At 60.1% G+C, this 20,309-nt stretch carries 16 protein-coding genes; 12 read left to right on the forward strand and 4 right to left on the reverse strand.

Annotation, left to right across the window (positions count from 1 at the left end):
- Positions 1-10: 10 nt before the first annotated feature.
- The gene (locus tag PRZ01_RS11855; protein ID WP_273596995.1) at positions 11-2,395 is read right to left on the reverse strand and encodes a penicillin acylase family protein; all 2,385 of its coding nucleotides are present in this window, start codon (positions 2,393-2,395) and stop codon (positions 11-13) included.
- A 215-nt stretch (positions 2,396-2,610) separates the two neighbouring features.
- Here PRZ01_RS11855 and PRZ01_RS11860 point away from each other — a divergent pair, with 215 nt between their 5' ends.
- Complete coding sequence (locus PRZ01_RS11860) at positions 2,611-3,474, forward strand: patatin-like phospholipase family protein (protein ID WP_273596996.1); 864 nt, start codon at positions 2,611-2,613, stop codon at positions 3,472-3,474.
- A 98-nt stretch (positions 3,475-3,572) separates the two neighbouring features.
- Complete coding sequence (locus PRZ01_RS11865) at positions 3,573-4,223, forward strand: LON peptidase substrate-binding domain-containing protein (protein WP_273596997.1); 651 nt, start codon at positions 3,573-3,575, stop codon at positions 4,221-4,223.
- Here PRZ01_RS11865 and PRZ01_RS11870 read toward each other — a convergent pair whose 3' ends face one another.
- On the reverse strand, positions 4,224-5,225 hold the full coding sequence (locus PRZ01_RS11870; RefSeq protein ID WP_273596998.1) for a DUF3667 domain-containing protein: 1,002 nt from the start codon (positions 5,223-5,225) through the stop codon (positions 4,224-4,226).
- Positions 5,226-5,397: 172 nt separating this feature from the next.
- Positions 5,398-5,955, reverse strand: coding sequence for a phasin family protein (locus tag PRZ01_RS11875; RefSeq protein WP_273596999.1), 558 nt, complete (start codon positions 5,953-5,955; stop codon positions 5,398-5,400).
- Between the two features lie 353 nt (positions 5,956-6,308).
- Between PRZ01_RS11875 and PRZ01_RS11880 the strand changes: the two genes are divergently transcribed.
- The 3 genes from PRZ01_RS11880 to PRZ01_RS11890 all read left to right on the forward strand — a co-directional run bounded on the left by PRZ01_RS11880 (position 6,309) and on the right by PRZ01_RS11890 (position 8,503).
- Complete coding sequence (locus PRZ01_RS11880) at positions 6,309-6,752, forward strand: acyl-CoA thioesterase (RefSeq protein WP_273597000.1); 444 nt, start codon at positions 6,309-6,311, stop codon at positions 6,750-6,752.
- A complete protein-coding gene (locus PRZ01_RS11885) occupies positions 6,749-7,471 on the forward strand; it encodes a nitroreductase (RefSeq protein ID WP_273597001.1) in 723 nt (240 codons plus the stop codon). The genes PRZ01_RS11880 and PRZ01_RS11885 overlap by 4 nt, the downstream gene beginning before the upstream one ends.
- A gap of 69 nt (positions 7,472-7,540) precedes the next feature.
- Complete coding sequence (locus PRZ01_RS11890; protein WP_273597002.1) at positions 7,541-8,503, forward strand: 2-hydroxyacid dehydrogenase; 963 nt, start codon at positions 7,541-7,543, stop codon at positions 8,501-8,503.
- 45 nt (positions 8,504-8,548) lie between these two features.
- Here PRZ01_RS11890 and PRZ01_RS11895 read toward each other — a convergent pair whose 3' ends face one another.
- Complete coding sequence (locus PRZ01_RS11895) at positions 8,549-10,798, reverse strand: tetratricopeptide repeat protein (RefSeq protein WP_273597003.1); 2,250 nt, start codon at positions 10,796-10,798, stop codon at positions 8,549-8,551.
- Positions 10,799-11,208: 410 nt separating this feature from the next.
- Here PRZ01_RS11895 and PRZ01_RS11900 point away from each other — a divergent pair, with 410 nt between their 5' ends.
- From PRZ01_RS11900 to PRZ01_RS11930, 7 genes are all read left to right on the forward strand, one after another.
- Entirely contained in the window at positions 11,209-11,838 is a 630-nt protein-coding gene (locus PRZ01_RS11900) for a hypothetical protein (RefSeq protein ID WP_273597004.1), read from the forward strand.
- Positions 11,745-13,766, forward strand: a complete 2,022-nt coding sequence (locus PRZ01_RS11905) for an RHS repeat domain-containing protein (RefSeq protein WP_273597005.1) — start codon at positions 11,745-11,747, stop codon at positions 13,764-13,766. The genes PRZ01_RS11900 and PRZ01_RS11905 overlap by 94 nt, the downstream gene beginning before the upstream one ends.
- 8 nt (positions 13,767-13,774) lie before the next feature.
- Positions 13,775-16,201 (forward strand): RHS repeat-associated core domain-containing protein, encoded by a 2,427-nt coding sequence (locus tag PRZ01_RS11910; RefSeq protein ID WP_273597006.1) that lies wholly within the window; start codon positions 13,775-13,777, stop codon positions 16,199-16,201.
- Entirely contained in the window at positions 16,198-16,740 is a 543-nt protein-coding gene (locus PRZ01_RS11915) for a hypothetical protein (RefSeq protein WP_273597007.1), read from the forward strand. Before PRZ01_RS11910 ends, PRZ01_RS11915 begins: the two co-directional genes overlap by 4 nt.
- A 469-nt stretch (positions 16,741-17,209) precedes the next feature.
- Complete coding sequence (locus tag PRZ01_RS11920) at positions 17,210-17,578, forward strand: hypothetical protein (protein WP_273597008.1); 369 nt, start codon at positions 17,210-17,212, stop codon at positions 17,576-17,578.
- Positions 17,579-18,497: 919 nt separating this feature from the next.
- Entirely contained in the window at positions 18,498-19,484 is a 987-nt protein-coding gene (locus tag PRZ01_RS11925; RefSeq protein ID WP_273597009.1) for an RHS repeat-associated core domain-containing protein, read from the forward strand.
- Positions 19,441-19,965, forward strand: coding sequence for a hypothetical protein (locus PRZ01_RS11930; RefSeq protein ID WP_273597010.1), 525 nt, complete (start codon positions 19,441-19,443; stop codon positions 19,963-19,965). The genes PRZ01_RS11925 and PRZ01_RS11930 overlap by 44 nt, the downstream gene beginning before the upstream one ends.
- Positions 19,966-20,309: the final 344 nt, after the last annotated feature.

Consider the following 20,309-nt stretch of genomic DNA (forward strand, 5'->3'; position numbering starts at 1 on the left):
CACGACGTCACTACTGTGCCGGTACCGCTTCCAGATGATGCAAGGCTGTACCTGCCAGCAATGGCGTGGGTTTGGCTTCCACCCAGTCTTGATGGCCCGCACCGTAGAAGGGAGACAAGGGGTGACCGCTTTGCCCGCCGGGCATCGACAGCATGGCCCGCTCTTCATGTCCGGGTGACACCACCAGGCGCTCGGATTGCCCGAAGGCGGCTGCCGCGACATGCGGCAGGTTGCTGTCGCCGCCCTGGGGCCGGGCCGGCATGTCAAGGAGCGGCCCCAGCGCGGGGATGGCCTTGGATAGCACGTGTTGGATGTGGCTGGTGTTGTGCTGGCCCCAGGTGGCTTGGCTCAGTGCTTGTTGCCCTGAGTGGGTGAGTTCTTGCACGGCGGCATCCACCTGCGCCAGCAGCAGGGCGTTCCAATCAGCAAAGCCCTTGGGCAGCAAATGCGCGGGTTGTTGATCGAGTGCGGCGGTGGCGCTGTACTCGAATTGGGCACGCCAGGGCAGGCGACGCTTTTCATCGAGTTGCTGCTCACCGAGCAAGGGCAGGGTCCAGGCCGTCCAGAGGGTGTCCAGCGTTTTCAGGCGTACCGCGCGAATCAAGCGGTAGCCCACTTGGTCAGCGTCGGCTCGGCCATTCCAGGCCTGCAACTGCGCGGCAGTGGCTGCGTACTTGGCATCCCTCGTCAGCACTTGATTCAGCCGTTGGCCCCAGGTCTTGAGAAAGCGCGCTTCGTTGTCGAGATGAACGGCGGCCAGGCTTTGTTCGTCGTGGGTGGCACGCTCACGCAGGCGGTCGCGGATCTGCTGCGCACGGGCGCCGAGATCGAAGCCGCCGTCGCCCAGGCTTTCCCCATCGATCTGGCGATTGTTGGCGGTCCACAGTTGGCCGCCTTTGGGGTCTTTGACCAGCGGGTAGAGCGCGCTTGGCGTCCAGGTGTGCTGGGGCACATCGGGCACCTGGAAGCGGGCATAACTTTGGGCCACACCGGCTTGCGTCCACAGCCGTCCAGCGATGGTCCATGCAATGTGGCCCTGCGCGTCAGCCAGAAGAATGTTCTGGTGCGGGATGCCCGCGCCCTGCGCAATCGAGATGGCTTCATCCACGTTGCGGGCTTGCAGCAGATGGTCCAAGTCCAGGTTGAAAGCCTGGCCCTGGTGGGCGATCCAGCGCAAGGCATAGTTTTGCTTGCCCAGCGTACGCACGATAGGCGCGCCCTTGAATTCACGCACTTGCAAGGTCTGTGGCGCTTCACCCTTGACGGCGATGGTTTCGGTGAATTGCTGCACAGCACTGTCGGGCAGGTCGGTGGGGAGCTTGATCCAATCGAACCATTGGCCGTAGGCGTTCGTAAAGCCCCACGCCACCGCGCCATTGCTGCCGACCACCAGACTGGGCATGCCCGGCAGTGTCAAGCCGACGGCGCGCGCGGTGCCCAACTGAAGCTGCGCGCGATACCAGATGCTGGGCACTCCCAGGCCCAGGTGCATGTCATCGGCCAGCAAGGCGGCACCATCGCCATGGGCATTTCGGCTGCCCGCAATCGCCCAGTTGTTGCTGCCAATCACGGGGGCTTCGGCGGTGCTGTTGAGTGCGCTGAGGCTCGGTGGGGTTGATGGGCTTGTTGCCCGCGGTGCAGCTGTTCCTGCGGGGCCACGCAGGTCGAACTGCTCCGGCGTGGGCAGGCTCATGGCGTGAGTGACGGCGCTGCCGTCCAGCGCGGCGTCCCAGCTGCCGCCCCTCGGGTTGAGCCAGTCGAACAAGGCGTCTCCCGCCTGCTCCCGCAGTTGCGCCCGCTCAAAGCCGGCATCCAGCCCCGTGCCTTGCAGCATCCAGAACATTTCGCTGACGACCAGCAGGGAGTCCACGGGCGTCCAGGCTTCAGGCTGGCCACGCAGCAGCAGGTATTGCCAGGGGCGAACGGTCTGCGCGGCCAAGCCTGCGTTCACGCCGTTGGCATAGGCCTCCAGCAATGCCCGGTCAGCGGCGGGGAGTTCGGCAAAACGCTCGCTCAGGCGCGCGCGCATGCGATGAAGCCGCCGCTGCTTGTCGCGCTCCAGGGCTTTGGCGCCGAACAAGGCGGACAGCTCGCCCGCGGCAGAACGCCGGGTCAGATCCATCTCGAAGAAGCGCTCTTGCGCGTGCACAAAACCCAGCCCGCGGGCCAGGTCCAGGCGCTGGCTTCCCTGCAGGACGGCCGTGCCCAGGGCATCGCGGCCAATGCTCAGCGGTGCTTGCAGGCCGGGCAAGGCGATGCGGCCATTGAGCTGCGGCACGCTGGCCCGCAGCAAGGCCCAGGCCACGGCCAGCAACAAGATCAGCAGCAGAGCCAAGCCGATGAGCGCTCGGCCCAGAAGTTGTGGAACGGAGCGGGAATTGGCGCGGACGGGCATGGTGGGTTGTCGTGGGTTGGAGGGCGGTGACGTCTTGGCCGTCGGGTGGATGGCTCTGGCGAGCTGGGCATCATCTCACCGTGCCAAAGCACTGAACAGCAGGGACTCCCTAGAATCGCGGGATGAATCGTTCCCCTTTTTCTGCAGTGACATCACTGTACCCTCGCCGCCAACGTCGTCATTTCAGCCTTCGTGGCATCCTTGGCCCGCTGGCCGTGAGCCTGGTTTTGGTGGCTTGCTCCACGGCCCCTGTCAGCAAGGCACCGGAGCCACCTGTTGTCCCACCGGTCAAGGCTACCCCAGTGTTGCCCCGGGTGGGCTTGGCCTTGGGGGGCGGCGCGGCGCGGGGCTTTGCGCACATTGGTGTCATTCAGGTGCTGGAGGAGCAGGGCATCAAGGTCGATCTGGTGGCCGGAACTTCCGCCGGCAGTTTGGTGGCGGCGCTGTACGCCTCGGGCATGACTGGGCGCGAGCTGGCGAAGCTGGCCGACAGCATGGACGAGGGCGCGATCACGGACTGGGCCTTTCCGACCCGCGGCTTGATTCGTGGCGAGGCCTTGGCGCGTTATGTGCGCGAAAAAACGGGCGGCAAGCTGATTGAGCAAATGAAGCTGCCGCTCGGGATTGTGGCCACCGATTTGTCAGATGGCTCGGGCGCCTTGTTCCGGCGGGGTGACACGGGCACGGCGGTGCGGGCTTCCAGCTCAGTCCCGGCGGTGTTCCAACCTGTGAAGATCGGCGTGCATGAGTATGTGGACGGCGGTTTGGTTGCGCCGGTGCCGGTGCGCTATGCGCGGCAGATGGGCGCCGAATTGGTGGTGGGGGTCGACATTTCATCGCCTCCCGACAAAAACCCGCCGGGCGATGCGATGCGCATGCTGCTTCAGACTTTTTCCATCATGGGTCGCAGCATCAATAACTTCGAGCTGAGTGAGGCGGACGTGGTGATCCGCCCCAAGCTGGATGGGGTGGGCAGCGCCGATTTCGCCGCGCGTCGGCAGTCCATTCAGGCCGGTCGGGATGCAGCCAATTTGATGATGCCGCAGCTGCGCGCACGCATCGAGGCGAAGTCAAAGTAATGCGCCACTAATGCGTTATTGCTGCGGTAAACCATGAGACCAACCCGGCGCGAACCCTGGCCCAATTCAGCCCACCCTTGTGGAGAGAGGCCCGCACCATGACGACTCAGACCGTGCCGATTTTTCCGCTGAATACGGTCTTGTTTCCGGGCGGGTATTTGCCGCTGCGTGTCTTTGAGCCGCGCTATCTGGACATGATTTCGCGGGTTCACAAAGCGGGCCAGGCGTTCGGCGTTGTCTTGCTGATCGAAGGTGGCGAAATACGGCAGCGCGATGAACACGCGGGCGATGGTTCGGGTTTTGTGAGGGAGCGCTTTCATGAGGTCGGAACCTTGGCGCATATCGATTTTCTTGCGCAGCAGGGCGCGGGTTTGCTGCAGGTCCGCTGCCATGGCGGGGCGCGCTTTCAACTGAAAAACCGCCAATGTTTGCCGCACGGATTGTGGATGGGTGAGATTGAGCTGTTGGCGCCCGACGCGACCGTGCCCGTGCCTGGCGACCTGGCACCTGCTGCCGTGCTGCTGCAGACCTTGCTGCACAGCCTGGAGCAGGGTGCGGCGGCGGCGGACATGCCTTTTCAGCCGCCCTATCAATGGTCAGACAGCGGCTGGCTGGCCAACCGGTGGGCAGAGATGTTGCCCTTGACGGGTGATGAACGCCAGCGCCTCATGCAACTGGACAACCCTTTGCTGAGACTCGAACTGGTGGCTGATCAGTTGGACCGTTTGGGCCAACCCCCCGGCCGCTGATCAACTCATCAGCGTCCAGATCGTGACCGAGGTCAGCATCGCGGTCATGGTAATGCCGTACAGCAGGAGCAGGCTGAGCGCGCGCAGCCCGGTGCTCCACCACCGCGCCGTGTAGACCCGGCTCATGGCGATCAGGGGATACAGCGCTGCGGCGCTCAGGCTCAAGCCGTCCAAGCCGGGCACACCCAAGCCACGGCCAGCCACCATGACGATGAGCATGGCGAACCAGAATGCGTGCAAATGCAGGGCATAGACGAGGTGCTCGGTGTAGCGGCGCCGTTTGTCGATGTAAACCAGCTTGAGCCACAAGGCATACGCCGGCAGCATCAAGAACATGGCACTGCCCAGGTGGCTGAAAAAACGCGCCGGTGCCTCGCGTATTTCCGCGCTGAGGGCTTGCGGGTCCATCTTCATGCGCCGCTTCAGGCGTTCACAGGCTGAGGCCGGGAAATTTCGGCAGAAGAATTCACCTTTGTGTATGCCGGCTTGGAACGGACCCAACTCTAGGGTTAACTCCTGCGCCTCGCCGGTGTCCAACCGGATGCCGCCGTCAGGCAACTTCTCCAACTGTTGGGTGGTGACCATGCGCAGCAGTACCAGCGCCAGCACGCTGATGGTGAGGTACAGCCTGAGTGGCAGCACATAACGCCGACGCCGGCCGGCGAAATATTCGAGCGTGAGTTGACCCGGCCACAGCAGCAAGCGCCACAGGGTGCGCCACAAAGCACCCTCCATGGCGATGTAGCTGCCGCCAAATTGCTGGGCGAATTCCAGCAGCGTGGGCGGCAGCAACTGCGTCTCCTGTCCACAATGACCGCAGTAGTTGGGCTGCGGGTTGGGCAGACTCACCCCGCAGTTGGGACAAATGCCGGGCGTGGGGGCAAGAACAGCCGTCGGCCACAAACGGTGAAGGCCGCGCCAGCCGCCCCAACGTGGCGTCGCCGGGGCGGGCTCAGGCTCAGATTCAGCAGGAGTGATCAGCTTGTGCATGGCTTGCGGCATGGCGGTCATTAGACCGTATCTGCGCATCACCGAGGTCGGCTGCGGGAAGAGGTGCCCATGCCTTTTGGGCTGCGGATGAACACAAAAAAGCCCAGGCCCTGCGAACAGGATCTGGGCTTTGCGCCAAGGGCGTCAGTGTTGACGCCGGGTTGGGCAGCAGGTGCTGGCTTGCTTAGGCAGCGCTGCGCTTGGTGGCGCGAGCCGTCGTTTGTGAAGCCTTGACAGCCGAGTTGGTGGCGGCTTCGAAGTTGGCTTCAGCGACGTCAGCAGCTTGCTTGGCAGCCTTCTGCACGGACTCGAACGCGTTGTTGGCAGCTGCCACGGCGGACTTCACCAGGGCGACAGCGTTTTCGGTGCCGGCGGGCGCATTCTTGGCGGCGCTTTCAACCACAGCCGTGAACTTGGCTTGGATGTCGGCCAGTTGAGCTTCAGCGACCTTGGCCACTTCGGCATTGGTGCTGGAGGCGATGTCATACAGATGGCGGCTGTACGAAGCTGCCTTCTCGGCGCTGGGTTGCAGCAGCGAAGATTGCAGGGCCAGCAACTCTTGCGCGTCCTTGACGGACAGCACGGCGTTGGCGGATTCGGCGACTTCACCCAGGGCCGTCTTGGCCACTTGCAGGTTCAATTCGACGAGCTTTTCAACACCCTCGAAGGCCTTATTGGTCAAACCAAACAGGGTTTCGACGTTGGCTTTGTGGGCGGCGATGATTTGTTCTGCGGTCAGCATGATGGAGCACTCCTGATTCGGGGGCTACCCCGGGTTATGGTCTGCAAAGAAGATCTTTGTCAGTAAAATGTTGCACTGCAACAATTCAAAGTATAGGGCTCAGAATTTCTTTTGCAAGTGAAATTTGTTGCAATGCAGCAAAAAGACGCGAAACGTGCATTTCAACAATTGCGCCAGATCAAACGCACCCACCTTCAAGGGCTGGACGGTCGAGATGCCGTGCCCGCAGGATGGCGCAGGGCCATGACGTGGGGATGACGCGGGCATGACATCATCGAGGGGCGCTTTCCGCTATGGTGGCAGCCGCGCAGGCTGCAATTTCAACGCGCGTGAAGGGAAATGAACGAATGCCCATGAGTGAATCACGACCCCAGGCCCAAGGGCGCGCTGCCTTTGCGCATTTCGAGACCCTGAGCACCCGTTGGATGGACAACGATGTTTACGGGCATCTCAACAATGTCGTTTACTACAGCCTCTTCGATACGGCGGTGAACCAGTACCTGATCCGCACGGGCGCCCTGGACATTCACGCCGGCTCGGTGATTGGCTTGGTGATCGAAACGCATTGCAACTTCTTCGATTCGCTGGCATTTCCGCAGGTCATTGAGGCCGGCATCCGCATCGGCCATCAGGGCCGCTCCAGCGTGCGTTACGAGATTGGCCTGTTCGCGGCGGGCGCCGAGTTGTGCGCCGCACGCGGGCACTTCGTCCATGTCTATGTGGACCGGGCCACGCGCCGGCCGGTGTCCGCGCTGCCGATTGAAACCTTGTCTGCCTTGAAAGGACTGACCCTGTGAGCTCTGACAACCCACGCTTTGCCACGCCTTCGGCGCTGGAAGGGGCCGCTGTGGACGCGGCCATCCTGACCCGCCATTCCATGCGCGCCTATTTGCCGCGCCCGGTGGAGCGGCCGGTGATTGAGGACTTGCTGCGGGTGGCCTCATTTGCGCCTTCGGGCACCAATACCCAGCCCTGGCAAGTGCATGTGCTGACCGGCGCGGCCAAGGCCCGTCTGAGTGACCGCATCACGGCAGCCTATCTCGACCCTGCGCAGAACGCCGCCCACCAAGAGGAGTACGCCTACTACCCCGAGCAGTGGAAGTCGCCCTATATCGACCGCCGCCGCAAGGTGGGCTGGGACTTGTACGGCTTGCTCGACATCGCCAAGACCGACAAGGCGCGCATGCAGCAGCAGCATGGCCGCAACTACGAGTTTTTTGATGCGCCGGTGGGCCTGATCTTCAGCATCGACCGGGTGATGCAGCAGGGCAGTTGGCTGGATTACGGCATGTTTTTGCAGAACATCATGGTGGCCGCGCGTGCACGCGGCCTACACACCTGCCCGCAGGCGGCCTTCACGCAGTTCCACCGCCTGATCGCCGACGAGCTGCAATTCGCGCCCGAGCAGATGCTGGTGTGCGGCATGGCCTTGGGTTATGCCGACCCGCAGGCCATTGAAAACAGCTTGGTGACCGAGCGCGTGCCGGTGGCCGAGTTCACGCGGTTTTACGAGTAGGCTGGCCTGGCTCTGCCTGCTGAATCGGGTCCGCTGATATAAGCCACAAGCACAAGCACAAGACTTTTCATGAAGCCAAAAATTCTGGTCACCCGTCGCATTTTTCCTGAAGTAGTGGCGCGTTTGCGCACCGTCTTCGACGTGGATTGGTATGACGAAAACGAGCCACTCAGTGCGGAACAACTACAGCGCCGCCTGCAAGGCAAGCAGGGTGTTTTTGCCTCAGGCAGCGAGCAGATCACTGCTGAACTGGTGGCCGCTTGCCCTGATTTGAAGGCCGTGTGCCTGATGACCGTGGGCTACAACAATGTGGACATCGCTGCCTGTACGGCGCGCGGTGTCGTGGTGACCAATGCGCCTGACGTGCTGACTGAGACGACCGCAGATTTCGGCTTCGCCCTCATGATGGCTGCCGCCCGGCGCATCACCGAAAGCGAGCACTATCTGCGCCGCGGTGAGTGGACGCAGTGGCGCGTGGATCTGTTTGCGGGCGCAGACATTCACGGCAGCACCTTGGGCATTTTGGGCATGGGCCGCATCGGCCAAGCCATTGCCCGGCGGGGCGCCCTGGGCTTTGGCATGCGGGTGATTTATCACAACCGCAGCCGCTTGAGCGCTGAGCAAGAGGCGCCCCTGGGGGCCCGCTGGGTCAGCAAAGAAGATGTGCTGGCCCAGGCCGATCATTTGGTTCTGGTGCTGCCTTACTCGCCCGCATCCCATCACCTGATTGCCGCGCCTGAGCTGGCGCTGATGAAGCGCAGTGCCACGCTCACCAACATCGCGCGTGGCGGCGTGGTAGATGAAAACGCACTTGCGCAAGCCCTGGGTGAAGGGCGTTTGGCGGCCGCCGGGCTGGATGTTTTTGAAGGCGAGCCCGCAGTGAACCCCCGCTTGCTGGCCTTGAACAATGTGGTGCTGACGCCCCATATCGCCAGCGCCTCGGTCCCCACGCGGCGGGCCATGTGCAATCTCGCAGCCGACAACTTGATCGCCCTGCTGAGCGGCGCAGCCGCCGTGACGCCCGTCAACTAGCCTCGTGCTCGTGCTCGTGCTCGTGCTCGTGCTCGTGCGCCGTGCTCAGGGGCTGAGTGCCGGCGCCCCGGGCATCCGCTTTAATAGTTCGCGCTCGAAGGCGCGAACCACTGACACATCATGATCGGCCCGGGGCGCTGCAGCCGCGATGGCCCGGCGGCGGGCTTGTTGATCTGCTGCGGGCTCTTGGGCCAGCGCTACCGCCTTGTCGATGTAGGCGGGCACCGCGCCAGCGATCAAGTCCGGCATGCCAATTTGGCGCAGCAACCCAGCTGCCAGCCGTTGCCGCATGAACGGCCCTTCGAGCGTCAGCACGGGGATGCCTTCGCGCACCGCCTTCCACGCGGTCGTGTAGCCCGAGAATGCAGGGCAGTCCAGAAACACGGTGCAGACCTGCAGCGCGTGCCTGAACTCACCCTCGTTCAGCCAAGGCAGAAAAGCCACGAAATCGTCGGCCTTTAAACCCGCCGCATCGAATGCCGCCGCCAAGCGCGCGTGCAGGGGTTCGCGCAGGCCCTGCATGGATTCGCTCACTGGGATCACAAAGCGGCAGGGGCCCAGTCTGCGGGCGATTTCGACATACACCGCATCAAACTCAGGCGCGAATTTGAGCAAGCTCTGCGGAATCAGAAACAGCGACGCGCCGTTTGCGTTCGACATGAGGCGGGCCACGGCTTCGCTGGCTTGGGCTTCAATTTCAAGCCCAACTTCAATCTCAAACGGGCGGGTGCAACAGCCAGTGCCGGGCAAACGGATCAAGTGCTCCCGGTAATGAGCCTGGCCGTCTTCCGGCTCGATCAACTGGCCCGAGAAAAACAAGTCGATCGTGGCGAGGCCGGTCGTGATGGGGTGCCCCCAGCCTGCCGCTTGCAAGGGCGCCAGCCTTTGTTGCGCCAAGCCGTAGCACACGGTGTCCATGCCCAACTCCGGGTAGTACAAAACATCTTGCCGGTCTTGCGCGATCCGATCTGCCCAACCCGTGCTGCCGGCCAGCGAACCAGCATCCCGCCACTGCGCAACGGCCTGTTTGGCGAGCTCGGTTTGCGCATCTTCGATGGCGCCGAGGTGGTAGATCGTGAGTTCGAACAAGCTCGCGTCCAGATGCTCGATCAAGCCCTTGAGCACAATGTCCCAGACCGAGTGACGGCGAATGTGCGCGGACACAATGCCCAGGCGAATACGTTCGCCGGCGGCGCGGGGCGCCCAATCGGGGCGCTGAGGCGGCTGCGTGTTTTCTTGAGCGCTCAGATCGGCAAATCTTGACAGCCGGTCCTTGTGATTGCCCGGCAGATAGGCCAAGGCAAAGGGTAGATTGGCCAGGCGGTCATGCCGCAAGCCACCTTGCTGCACGGCGGCGTCTCGCCAAAGTGCATAGGCGTCCAGGCCCGCGTCAAACTGTGCCAGTCGCTGGGCCGCGTCCTTTTGGCTGCCCGCCATCTTGGGCAAGGCAAACACCAACGCCGCCAGGCGGAACATGGCGCTCGACGGCATCAGCGCGACCGCGCGGCCCAGGTAGGGCTGCATCTCGGTCAGCTTGTTTTGGTTGTGAAGCACCAGCAGCAAATTGGACACGGCATCCGGCATGTCCGGCTTGATCGCCAGCGCCGCCCGGTACGCCTGTTCGGCCTCGGGCAAACGGCCCTGAGTCTGCAGCACCGAGCCCAATGCGTTGTGGGCATCGGCCAGCCCCGGTGCGTTGGACAAGAGCTGCCGCAGCAGCTGCTCAGCCGCCTGCAAATGCCCCAGGTCAGACAAGGCCAGGGCGTAGTTGTAGAACGTATCCAGCCGCTGCGGGTCGGCCTCCAGCACTTCTTTGTACAGCTGAACTGCTTCGCTCAACCGTCCCGCTTCTCGCCACACATTGGCCAGATTGCTGCGGGTGGAGAGGCTGTGCGGGCGCAAGCGCAGCGAGTTCTTGAGCGCAACCGCAGCCTCGTCGAGCCGGCCTGCACGCCGACAGGCCACGCCCAGGTAGTCGTACGCGCCCGGATTTTTGGGATCAAGCTTGACACAGCGCTGGCAGGCGGCCAACGCATCTTTTTGCTGCATGAGCAAAGCGCGCGCCAACGACAGCCACGCTGGCAGAAATTGCGGCAGCCTTTCAAGCAAATGCCCGGCCTGCTGCTCCAACTCGGCCCAGGCGCCACTGGACTCCAGCGCGATCAACAAACCCTTATTGGCATCTTCGCGCAGAGGGAATTTCTGCAACAGCGTCCGATAGACCGCCGCCGCCTCGGCATGCTTGCCTTGCTGCCCCAGTGTGGCTGCGGTGCGGAGGAGTGCGGCTGGGTTCATGGGGTGCAGGTGAGGTGAGGGACGGAGTTAGCGGTGGAGCTTATACCGGACGCTTTGACGCGGGCTTGGAGAAGTACCCCCGCCGTTCCGCCTTGATCCGCATGTTTGCGTCAATCCCGTCAAAGGGCGACAGGAAGACGCGGGGTGCAGAAACTGGAAAAGGTGCGACTCTTTGCATGAAAGATCGCCACCAAGACCTTTGATCATTCACCGCTGCTCATTTGCTGGAAAAGCGACTGGTCCCCGGAGGATGCCACGCCCCATATACCTGCTTGCCGCCACGCATCCCACTACCGGCAACCCGTTCATCATTTCTACGGGCGAGATGGTCCTTCCGCAGCTGGACGTTTAAATCGGTGGTGCGGTTGGTTTTTCACTCATTTACACCATCCTTAAAGTAAATGCATCAAATGAATAATTTTGGTAAAAGCTTGAAAAATGAAATGACAACAAGCCAAATAACTAATTGTTTGTTCGTCTTAATGCTGGGTTCAATAAATTTATCTGCAAACGCCGAAACTCTTCCTGCTCTTGTATGGTTGCTTCCTGGCTCGATATATCGATGGACCACCAACTTAAGTCTCGCGAAGAAGAGTCAAGAAGAGACTCTTCCCGAGCGGATTGCCTCTATATATTGCAATCCAAGTAATGGTTATATGGATGATTGTGGTGTTAGATATGTTGAGGACTGGGTGTTGGATCCGGTGCAGTATTACGTAAACGGAGTTTCATTAAATTGGAAACGCGACTACGAAAGATACGATTACAGCGGTAAAACTATATACAGAAGGCAGTTTTCAGTTCCCGGGCAAGGTGTATGTGTGGGAGAAGATGGACTCACCTATGGGCCGATTCAACACGTTGTGAATACAAGTGCCAATGGTTCGGTTTCATTGACAGAATTTTGTCAAAATTTGAAACATCAAGATTTGCCTGATCCTAAAGATTGCCCAAAATCCAATCCAATCCAATCAATGCATCTAATGGTAATAAAATTCAAAAAGAGCAAGATTATGTGGGGTCAGGAGAAAATAAGTTAAATTACACGAGAACTTTTAATGGTATGAAGGGGAGGTGGACTTCAAATTTTAATATTTATGGGGTGAACTTGGTCTCTGTGCGAAATAATATATTAGCAGGGGGTGGCTATTATTTTGTGGAAGAATTTTCTAAAAAAATTGCAATCAGGGATCCGTTGATAGTTGACGCTCCATTTTTGAGCGTGATGTACGTCGGGGAGCTTTGGCGAACGAGTAATGAGTTCGCGCTGAATCGAGAAGATCGCCGAACAATATATTTCGGAAATCCGAATTCTGAATTTGCTGCGCCCCCCTATGTAAATGATAGGATTTCCAATATTTTCGATGAGCAGGGGCACATCACTGGCTACTTTATTCGTAATTTTGATAACAATTCAATAGAGCGGTATAGCCTGTCAGGAAGTCTTGTCCAGATTTCATTTGGAAATGGGGGGGTTAATAATCTAACTTATTCTGATGCTGGTACTTCGCAGAGTTTTGCTCCGGGTCAGGCTCATCTTGTTGGTGTAAAAGATAATTTCGGCCGAGAGCTTAAATTTACTTACGACAGCGTTGGAAGAAGAATAACATTAACTGACCCGGCTGGCGGTGTGTATGTCTATAATTACAACGAGAGCTCTGCCAATGGATCTCTGGAAATATCAAATTCAAGCACCATAACTTCTGTAATTTACCCCGATGGAGGTAGGCGTATTTATTGGTACAACGAGAAGGATAAAATGGCCGATGAAATTCAGCAAATTTCTCTGACTGGAATTACTGATGAAAATGGTATCAGATTTTCTTCCTACTCCTATGATTCCTCGGGTAGGGCAATTTCTACTGAGCATGCGGGCGGCGTTGAGAAGGTAACTTTTGACTACTCGCAGAGTCCGGTTCTAACGGCTTTTACTGACCCTTTTGGTACTATTAGGACTGAACGATTTATTGAACTCAATAATTCTCTGGTAAGTACTGGGCAAGTGCAACCCGGCGGCTCGGGTTGCGCAGAATCCGCTAGTAATATAGGTTATGATACAAATGGAAATATTGTAAATTATTCTGATTTTTCTGGACGAATTAACGCGATTAATTACGACCTAAGCCGAAATTTAGAATCACTGAGAGTGGAGGCGGCGGGTAGCGCGCAAGAACGGCGAGTATTTACCCAGTGGCACCCTGATTGGCGCTTAAGTACGAAGGTCGCCGAGCCGCTGCGGGTTACCACCTCGGTCTACAACGGCCAACCTGATCCCTTTAGCGCCGGCACGGCTTCTTGTGCCCCCAGCAATGCATTGCTACCTGATGGCAAACCCATCGCCGTTCTGTGTAAGAGGGTCGAGCAGGCCACCACCGACGCCAATGGAGGCCAAGGCTTCGCGGCCATGCTTCAGTCTGGTGTACCTGCCCGTATTTGGCAATACAGCTACAACGAATTCGGCCAGGTACTCACCACCACCAACCCCTTGGGCAACGTTACCCGCAAGACCTATTACAGCGATACCAGCAGCAGTCATACCATGGGGGATTTGCAAAGCATTACTAACTCCCTGGGCCAAGTCACGCAATACACCCAGTACGATCCCAACGGCCAAGTCCTGCAGGTCATCGACCCCAACGGGGTGTCCACCCAGTACCAATACGACCAGCGCCAACGCCTGACCCGCGTCAGCACCGCAGGCGCCACCACCCGCTACGACTACTGGCCCACCGGCCTGCTCAAACAAGTCACCCAACCCGACGCCAGCTTCGTCAGCTACAGCTATGACGACGCGAACCGCCTGATCGCCCTCAGCGACAGCCTGGGCAACCGCATCGACTACACCTTGGACAACAGTGGCAATCGCACGGCCGAGCAAGTCAAAGACCCCGGCGGTGCCCTTGCCCGGCAAGTCAGCCGCGTGATGGACGCCCTGAACCGCGTTCAGCAAAGCAACGGCCGGGAGTGAGCATCATCATGTCCACGCCCCCCCGCCAACGCCGCCAGTTCATGCGCCTTCTTCTGCTCCTGCTGTGCACCGCTTGGACCGGCCTCACGGCCCGGGCCCAAGGCCTGCCGCCGCTGCCCGTTTCGCCCACACCCATCGTGCAGTACGAGTACGACGCTGAAGGACACCCCACGCGCATCATCGTTGCGCCAACCGCGCTCAATCTGAACCTCAGCACCCAACACACCTACGACCCCCTGGGGCGACGCATCAGCAGCGCCGACGCCCTGAGCGGCCTCACCCAGCTGGGCTACAACGGCCAAGACCGACTGACCCAGGTGAGCGACCCGCGCCGCCTGAACACCCAATACCAGCGCGACGGACTCGGCCAAACCCAGGCCCTGCGCAGCCCCGACACCGGTGCGACCCAACTCAGCTATGACGCAGCCGGCCACCTCAAAACCCGCCAAGACGCACGCGGCGCCCTGAGCACCTACAGCTATGACGCCCTGGGGCGGCCCCTGCTGCAAACCATCACCCAAGCCGGCAACAGCCCCCGCCAATTCACCTGGACCTACGACCAAACCGGCGCCAACTACGGCTACGGCATCGGCCGGCTGACCACCGCCACCACACCCGAGGTGAGCAGCAGCTGGTCCTACGACGCCTGGGGCCGTGTGCGGCAAGAAACCGCCACCTTCACCAGCCCGGCGCGCACACAAACCGTGGGCTACACCTACGACGCAGCCGGTCACGTCACCCGCCTGAGCTACCCCTCAGGCCTGCTGATCGACTTTGAGTACAACAACGGCCAACCCGTCAGCATCCAAATGCGCGCGCCGGGCAGCAACACAACCACCCCCTTGCTCAGCCAGATCACCCTGCAACCCTTCGGCCCCGCCAAATCCTGGCAATGGCAGATGAGCACCGGGCCGCAGCTGCACGAGCGCTTCTTCGACGACAGCGGGCGCATGATCCGCCACCCCCTCGGCCCCCTGGTGCGCGACCTGCGCTATGACGAAGCCGACCGCATCAGCAGCTTCCTCCACTACGACACCTCCACCGGCGCCCCCACCCCCGCCTTCGACCAACGCTTCAGCTACGACGCCCTGGGCCGCCTCACCGACACCCAACTCAGCAACACCCGCTGGAGCTTTGCCTACGACGCCAACGGCAACCGCAGCGCCGCCAGCGTGGGCATCAACGCCCGGGCCTACAGTGTGGCCAGCGACAGCAACCGGCTCAACAGCATCAACAACCCCTCGCGCGCGCTCAGCTACGATGCCACCGGCAACCGGGTCTCCGACATCGCCACCGGCCTGGGCAGTGCCAGCTCAACCGCCAGCTACAACCAAGAAGGGCGACTGGCCCGCATGAACCTCCCCGGCATTCAACTGGACATGGCCTACGACGCCCAAGGGCGGCGGGTGCGGCGTGGCATGGCCGACGTGCTGTCCAGCACGGGCAGCTTCTCGGCCTCATCCGCCACCCCATCAAGCCTGGCGTCGACGGCAACCGCAACAACGACGGCAACCGCAACCGCAACCGCAACCGCAACAACAACCTCCACCCAAGCCGTGGGCGGCGCCAACCGGCGCTTCACCTACTACGCCTACGATCCACAAGGCCATCTGCTGGGCGAATACGCAGGCAATGGCACGGCGCTGTCCGAGTACGTCTGGCTGGGTGACATCCCCGTGGCTGTGATCCAGCCCAATACTGCCAACGCAAGCAACCCACCCAACATCTACTTCGTCCACACCGACCACCTCGACACCCCCCGGGTGCTGATGGACCGCCAAAACCAATTGCGCTGGCGCTGGATGGCCGAACCCTTCGGCATCACCCCGGCTGAGAACAGCCCCAGCGGCCTGCCCAGCGTCGACATCTCCCTGCGCCTGCCCGGCCAACAGTTTGACCCCGACACCGGCCTGCACTACAACATGGCCCGGGACTATGACCCTACGGTGGGAGGGTATGTGCAGAGTGATCCGATTGGGCTACAAGGCGGCATCAATACGTACGCATATGTCGGCGGGAATCCGGTTAGCCGGATGGATCCGTCGGGCTTGCTTGATCGTTTGGTCTTTGACGGCAAATACCTTACTGGTTTCGAGGACATGGGCGTTGAGTTCCGAGTTCCTGCCGTTTCCGGTCCCTGGGACCTGGGTCGCTTACCGGAGGGCGTCTACAACGGCAGCAATTTGCGCCAGCGAAACGAGAAAGGAAACAAGGCCATGCAGTGCGAGGGCAAGGGCTGGAGCCTTGACCTTGATCCAGCCTTCAAAACTACCCGAGACCTACTACGCATCCATCCCGATGGGAACGTGCCGGGCACTCAAGGTTGTATTGGCCCGTCATGTGGCGCGGCTCAACAGACAGTCCATGACGCGCTGCGTAGCTACTTCAACGACGGGTATGGGTCAATTCCTGTCATTGTGAGGTACCCACGATGAAGATCGCTTTGGCGTTTGTCTGCGTCTTGCTGCTTTGGCCGGCTTGGGCGGAGTCTGGTTGCCAGTCGAAGAACGCGGCGCAGGTCATGCAGGTTCTTGGACGCGGGATAGACCTGAACGAGAGGTTCAAACGTTCGGTGAATGTCGGTAATGAAACCGCCTACAGAGCGCTTCGGAAGCAGAACGAGCAATACGGTGAGGAAACAGCCTTGCCTTGCGTTCGGAGAGCTGTCGAAATTCTTGACGAGGCGCTCGATGAGCCGTTGCTTCAGAGACTGATGGCGTACGCCATATCCCATGAAAACTCGGCCGATGAAACAACGTCTGAGGCTATGGCGACAGTCTTTGCGCGCTATCCGGATGCTGTTTTGGTGGGTGTCGCGTCGTTTGTACCTACTCGCGCTAGGATTCTGGTGCGAAGCATAGAGTCCGGATGGCCGGGAGTTCGCAAGACCTTGGAGCCTGCGATTCGTGACCAGCGTGATGCGCAGCTGAAAGCTATGCGAGCTGAGCGAGTCAACAAAGCCAGTGCGAAGTAGTGCAGTGGAGAAGCATCCTTAGCGGCATCAACACCTATGCCTATGTGGGGGGGAATCCACTGAGCTTTACCGATCCGACTGGATTGCAAGCGGCGGGAGCTGGGGGTGGGGGCTCTGGTCCGTGCTTCGACTTCAACAAGTTTGCAGACCAGGTGGAGCAAAACCGTTCCAGCACAGCGGCGGATCTGGCTGCGCTTGGAAGTGCTGGTGCGATTGGAACGATGCCCAAGACGCCTGGCGAGCTGAGGGGACTTGGCGTGCCGACGAGCGAGTTGAATCCCTACACAAGCCAATTGAGCCGTTGGTCGAGTCGGCTTGGCATGCGGGAACTGCGTATGTTCGGTCGTACTGCCGCCGGGGTTGCGCTCAGTACGGCGGCGACAGCGGCGCTTATCGGTGATGGTTTCTATAACTGGGGGATCATCGGCAAAGCTGCCTGGGATGCGACATCGTCGGGAGGGAACTGCGGATGTGGTTCAAAGTGAAAAAGCCCGCGACGGTAGTCCCGTCGGAAGAGGTCGTTCTCCGATACTCGTTGCAGCATCTGGCCGAGGGTTTCTGCGTGCCCGAGGCGTCGCTGGCCCTCGATGCTCGCTTCGGGCAAGAGTTGAAGGCGAACCCGGCTTCCGACTTCAAGGCAAACCAATTCGACATCGTTGACGGTGACATCAAGGATGTCGCTGATAAACGGCTTCTCAAAGAAATGGCGCAAGGACGGCTGGTCATCCAGACCGTCGGTGACTACTGCGAGCACATGGTCCGCTGTAGCCGCATCAATCCCGAAGAGGTCGCTCGCGTTCTTCGGCTGCCCGCGACAGGCTTGAACGATAAGGAGTAGCCATGCCCACGCAATTCAACCGAGGCCTGCGCCTGGAAGTGCGCCCACTGGTCTGAAGCTGCGGCCCAGGCCTTGGGCGCTGCCAACTCCGATCCCAGCCGCCTAGCCGAGATCGAGGCAGGGCAGCATAAATTACGCACCCTACGCCATGACCTCGACCCCCGCGACGCTGCGCAAATCGAGTCCCTGATCGCCGAGCACGCGCCGCTGGCGAGGTTGCTTTATGCCTCCGTGTGAACCCAGCGGTCCGCCTCCGCTGCCCGCCGTAAATCCCCATCGCTGCCGATTCAGTCCGAGCATTGCGGCTCCCCCCGCCAACCCCTCATGGACTGACACACATTACGCCCGGCACAGCCGAGGCTGTAAAACGATGCCAAGCCCCTGATCCGTCAAGCAAAACTGTCTGGCACACGCCCTGCCAAACAAGTTCTAAAAAATATAGGGCTTGCGACGCAAGTGTTTGATTCGACGCTCAAAACAGGCATGTGCCAAATGGCACACCCCTGCTATTCCTAACGTCGAATCTGTGTACTCCAAAATCTGCCTCGCAGCATGCTGGTTGCTGGGCTTGGCGGCATCCCCTGCAGCGCGCAAAATAGCCTGACCAAGGCTTGCGCCCGAACGTCGGTGCCGGTCAATCAATCCCGCGCGGAGGTGTCGATGATGAACGCCCAATCGCCTGTCAAAGCGTCCTGGCTCGCGCTGCACGAAGCGCTGACCGGAACAGAGGAATCCCTCTCGCAGGTCCCGCAGAGCGAAACACGGGCCGTGCATAAAAGCCTGGATCGCTGGGAGCAAGACCTGAGCCTTTTGCTTAAGCTATTGGCTCAAAACCAAGTGCGCCAGGCGCGTGAGCGTGAGTTGCAGGCGTGGTTCGAAGCCACGTTGTGGAGCGTGTTCGCAGGGGGCGTTCTAGGCGGTGTGCAACAAGGGGCGATGGGACTACAAGCAGCAGAGTTCTGTGTACCAAGATTTCGGGAACTTCAATTTCGGTGCGGCGGGTTATGCCGCTGGCCTTGGCCCCATTCTTTTGCCGGGTGCTGGGTGGGCACAGTCACGCGCGGCCACGTCAAAGCCTGAGTGGGGTAGTTGGTACGGCAAAGGTCCATACGGCGATGACCCGGCCGATCAGGCCATGATTCGTGCGGGCATGGATACTGCCAACGCAAGCAACCCACCCAACATCTACTTCGTCCACACCGACCACCTCGACACCCCCCGGGTGCTGATGGACCGCCAAAACCAATTGCGCTGGCGCTGGATGGCCGAACCCTTCGGCATCACCCCGGCTGAGAACAGCCCCAGCGGCCTGCCCAGCGTCGACATCTCCCTGCGCCTGCCCGGCCAACAGTTTGACCCCGACACCGGCCTGCACTACAACATGGCCCGGGACTATGATCCTACGGTGGGAGGGTATGTGCAGAGTGATCCGATTGGGCTACAAGGCGGCATCAATACGTATGCCTATGTCGGGGGCAACCCGCTGAGCTACGTCGATCCATGGGGGTTGGTCACCTACAACGCTCCGCCACCACGGACTGTCCCTGTTGATGGCCAGACCTCTAAGAATTTGGTCTGCGTCGAGACGTGTTTGATGGGTAGAACGGGGAATCTAAGTCTAGATTTGCTTGTCACCGGAGGTGCGGAGAAGTCGAAACACTCTTCCAATAGCGGCCACTACAAAGGTGAGGCCTGTGATGTTTCGACTTCGAACCCAGTCTCCCGGGACGATATGAATGGCTGCGCGGCATCTTGTGGCTTCGGCGGAGGGCAGCTCGAGCTCTTCCCGAGTGGTCCGAATCGAAACCATTGGCATCTTCAACTAACACCTGGCAACGGCGTGCCAGCTATAGGCCCCGCAAATGACCCCATTCCAATTGTTTATCCTAAGACTAAGAAGAACTAGGATTGTTGTTGGCTTCTGCTCCGCACTGGTTTGCAGCGTTGCTATCGGCAAACCAAGACTGGAGCAGCTGGAGCCTGACAGCCCGCTGAGATCCATTCCTGGCGATGCAGTTAAGGCATTTCGCGATTCGAAGTATTTGTGGATCGAATATTGCCCAGACAACACGTGTGACGTGATTAGAACGAGCGCGAAAGTAGATATTGATGCGTTTGCGAGCCTCGCGAGTGCCTACTATTTTTACTTCTCTCGTTACGAGTATCTGAAACAGTGGCAGAGCGACGTCGGACTCGGCCATAAGATCGATAAAAAGTTAATCTCGCTTGCGCGCCAGGAAGAGTGTTCAGGGCTTGCCGGCAAAGATCTTGCTCGTTGTCGACTTACGGGTTTAGAACGGCAAAGTGGACTGCAGATCTTGTTCATTCGCTACGACGAGCAATCTCGTAGCAAGTTGCGCATCCCGACAAAAGAGGCCTTGCAGTAGGAGGGGGCACGATTCGGAGCACCCAGGATCTAGCCGACGCACCGCAAACCCCGATCCCGGCTGCCGGGCCGAGATCGAGTCCGAGCAGCGCAAATTGCGGAACCTTCGCCATGACCTCGACCCCCGCGACGCTGCGCAAATCGAGTCCCAGATCGCCGAGTACGCGCCGCTGGCGAGGCGGTTTTATGCCGCCGCGTGAGCTGCGTGGCCAGCGCCTATGAGCCTGTCAGAAGTTTTGTGTGTGAGGCATAGCATGTCGACAAGGAGCATGAATGCCACGCAAGACAAAAACCACCGCTACCGCGAATCAGGCGGCGCAGCCGCAAATTCAAATCCCCGCCGAG

The sequence above is a fragment of the Roseateles koreensis genome (genome assembly GCF_028595305.1).
In the GTDB taxonomy this organism is placed as follows: Bacteria; Pseudomonadota; Gammaproteobacteria; order Burkholderiales; family Burkholderiaceae_C; genus Paucibacter_A; species Paucibacter_A koreensis.

Bases quoted from the DNA above. Each gene is read 5' to 3' on its own strand.
- PRZ01_RS11855 (WP_273596995.1), bottom strand. From the start codon at position 2,395: ATGCCCGTCCGCGCCAATTCCCGCTCCGTTCCACAACTTCTGGGCCGA.
- PRZ01_RS11865 (WP_273596997.1), top strand. From the start codon at position 3,573: ATGACGACTCAGACCGTGCCGATTTTTCCGCTGAATACGGTCTTGTTT.
- PRZ01_RS11870 (WP_273596998.1), bottom strand. From the start codon at position 5,225: ATGCCGCAAGCCATGCACAAGCTGATCACTCCTGCTGAATCTGAGCCT.
- PRZ01_RS11875 (WP_273596999.1), bottom strand. From the start codon at position 5,955: ATGCTGACCGCAGAACAAATCATCGCCGCCCACAAAGCCAACGTCGAA.
- PRZ01_RS11880 (WP_273597000.1), top strand. From the start codon at position 6,309: ATGAGTGAATCACGACCCCAGGCCCAAGGGCGCGCTGCCTTTGCGCAT.
- PRZ01_RS11890 (WP_273597002.1), top strand. From the start codon at position 7,541: ATGAAGCCAAAAATTCTGGTCACCCGTCGCATTTTTCCTGAAGTAGTG.
- PRZ01_RS11895 (WP_273597003.1), bottom strand. From the start codon at position 10,798: ATGAACCCAGCCGCACTCCTCCGCACCGCAGCCACACTGGGGCAGCAA.
- PRZ01_RS11900 (WP_273597004.1), top strand. From the start codon at position 11,209: ATGAATAATTTTGGTAAAAGCTTGAAAAATGAAATGACAACAAGCCAA.
- PRZ01_RS11910 (WP_273597006.1), top strand. From the start codon at position 13,775: ATGTCCACGCCCCCCCGCCAACGCCGCCAGTTCATGCGCCTTCTTCTG.
- PRZ01_RS11915 (WP_273597007.1), top strand. From the start codon at position 16,198: ATGAAGATCGCTTTGGCGTTTGTCTGCGTCTTGCTGCTTTGGCCGGCT.
- PRZ01_RS11920 (WP_273597008.1), top strand. From the start codon at position 17,210: ATGTGGTTCAAAGTGAAAAAGCCCGCGACGGTAGTCCCGTCGGAAGAG.
- PRZ01_RS11930 (WP_273597010.1), top strand. From the start codon at position 19,441: ATGACCCCATTCCAATTGTTTATCCTAAGACTAAGAAGAACTAGGATT.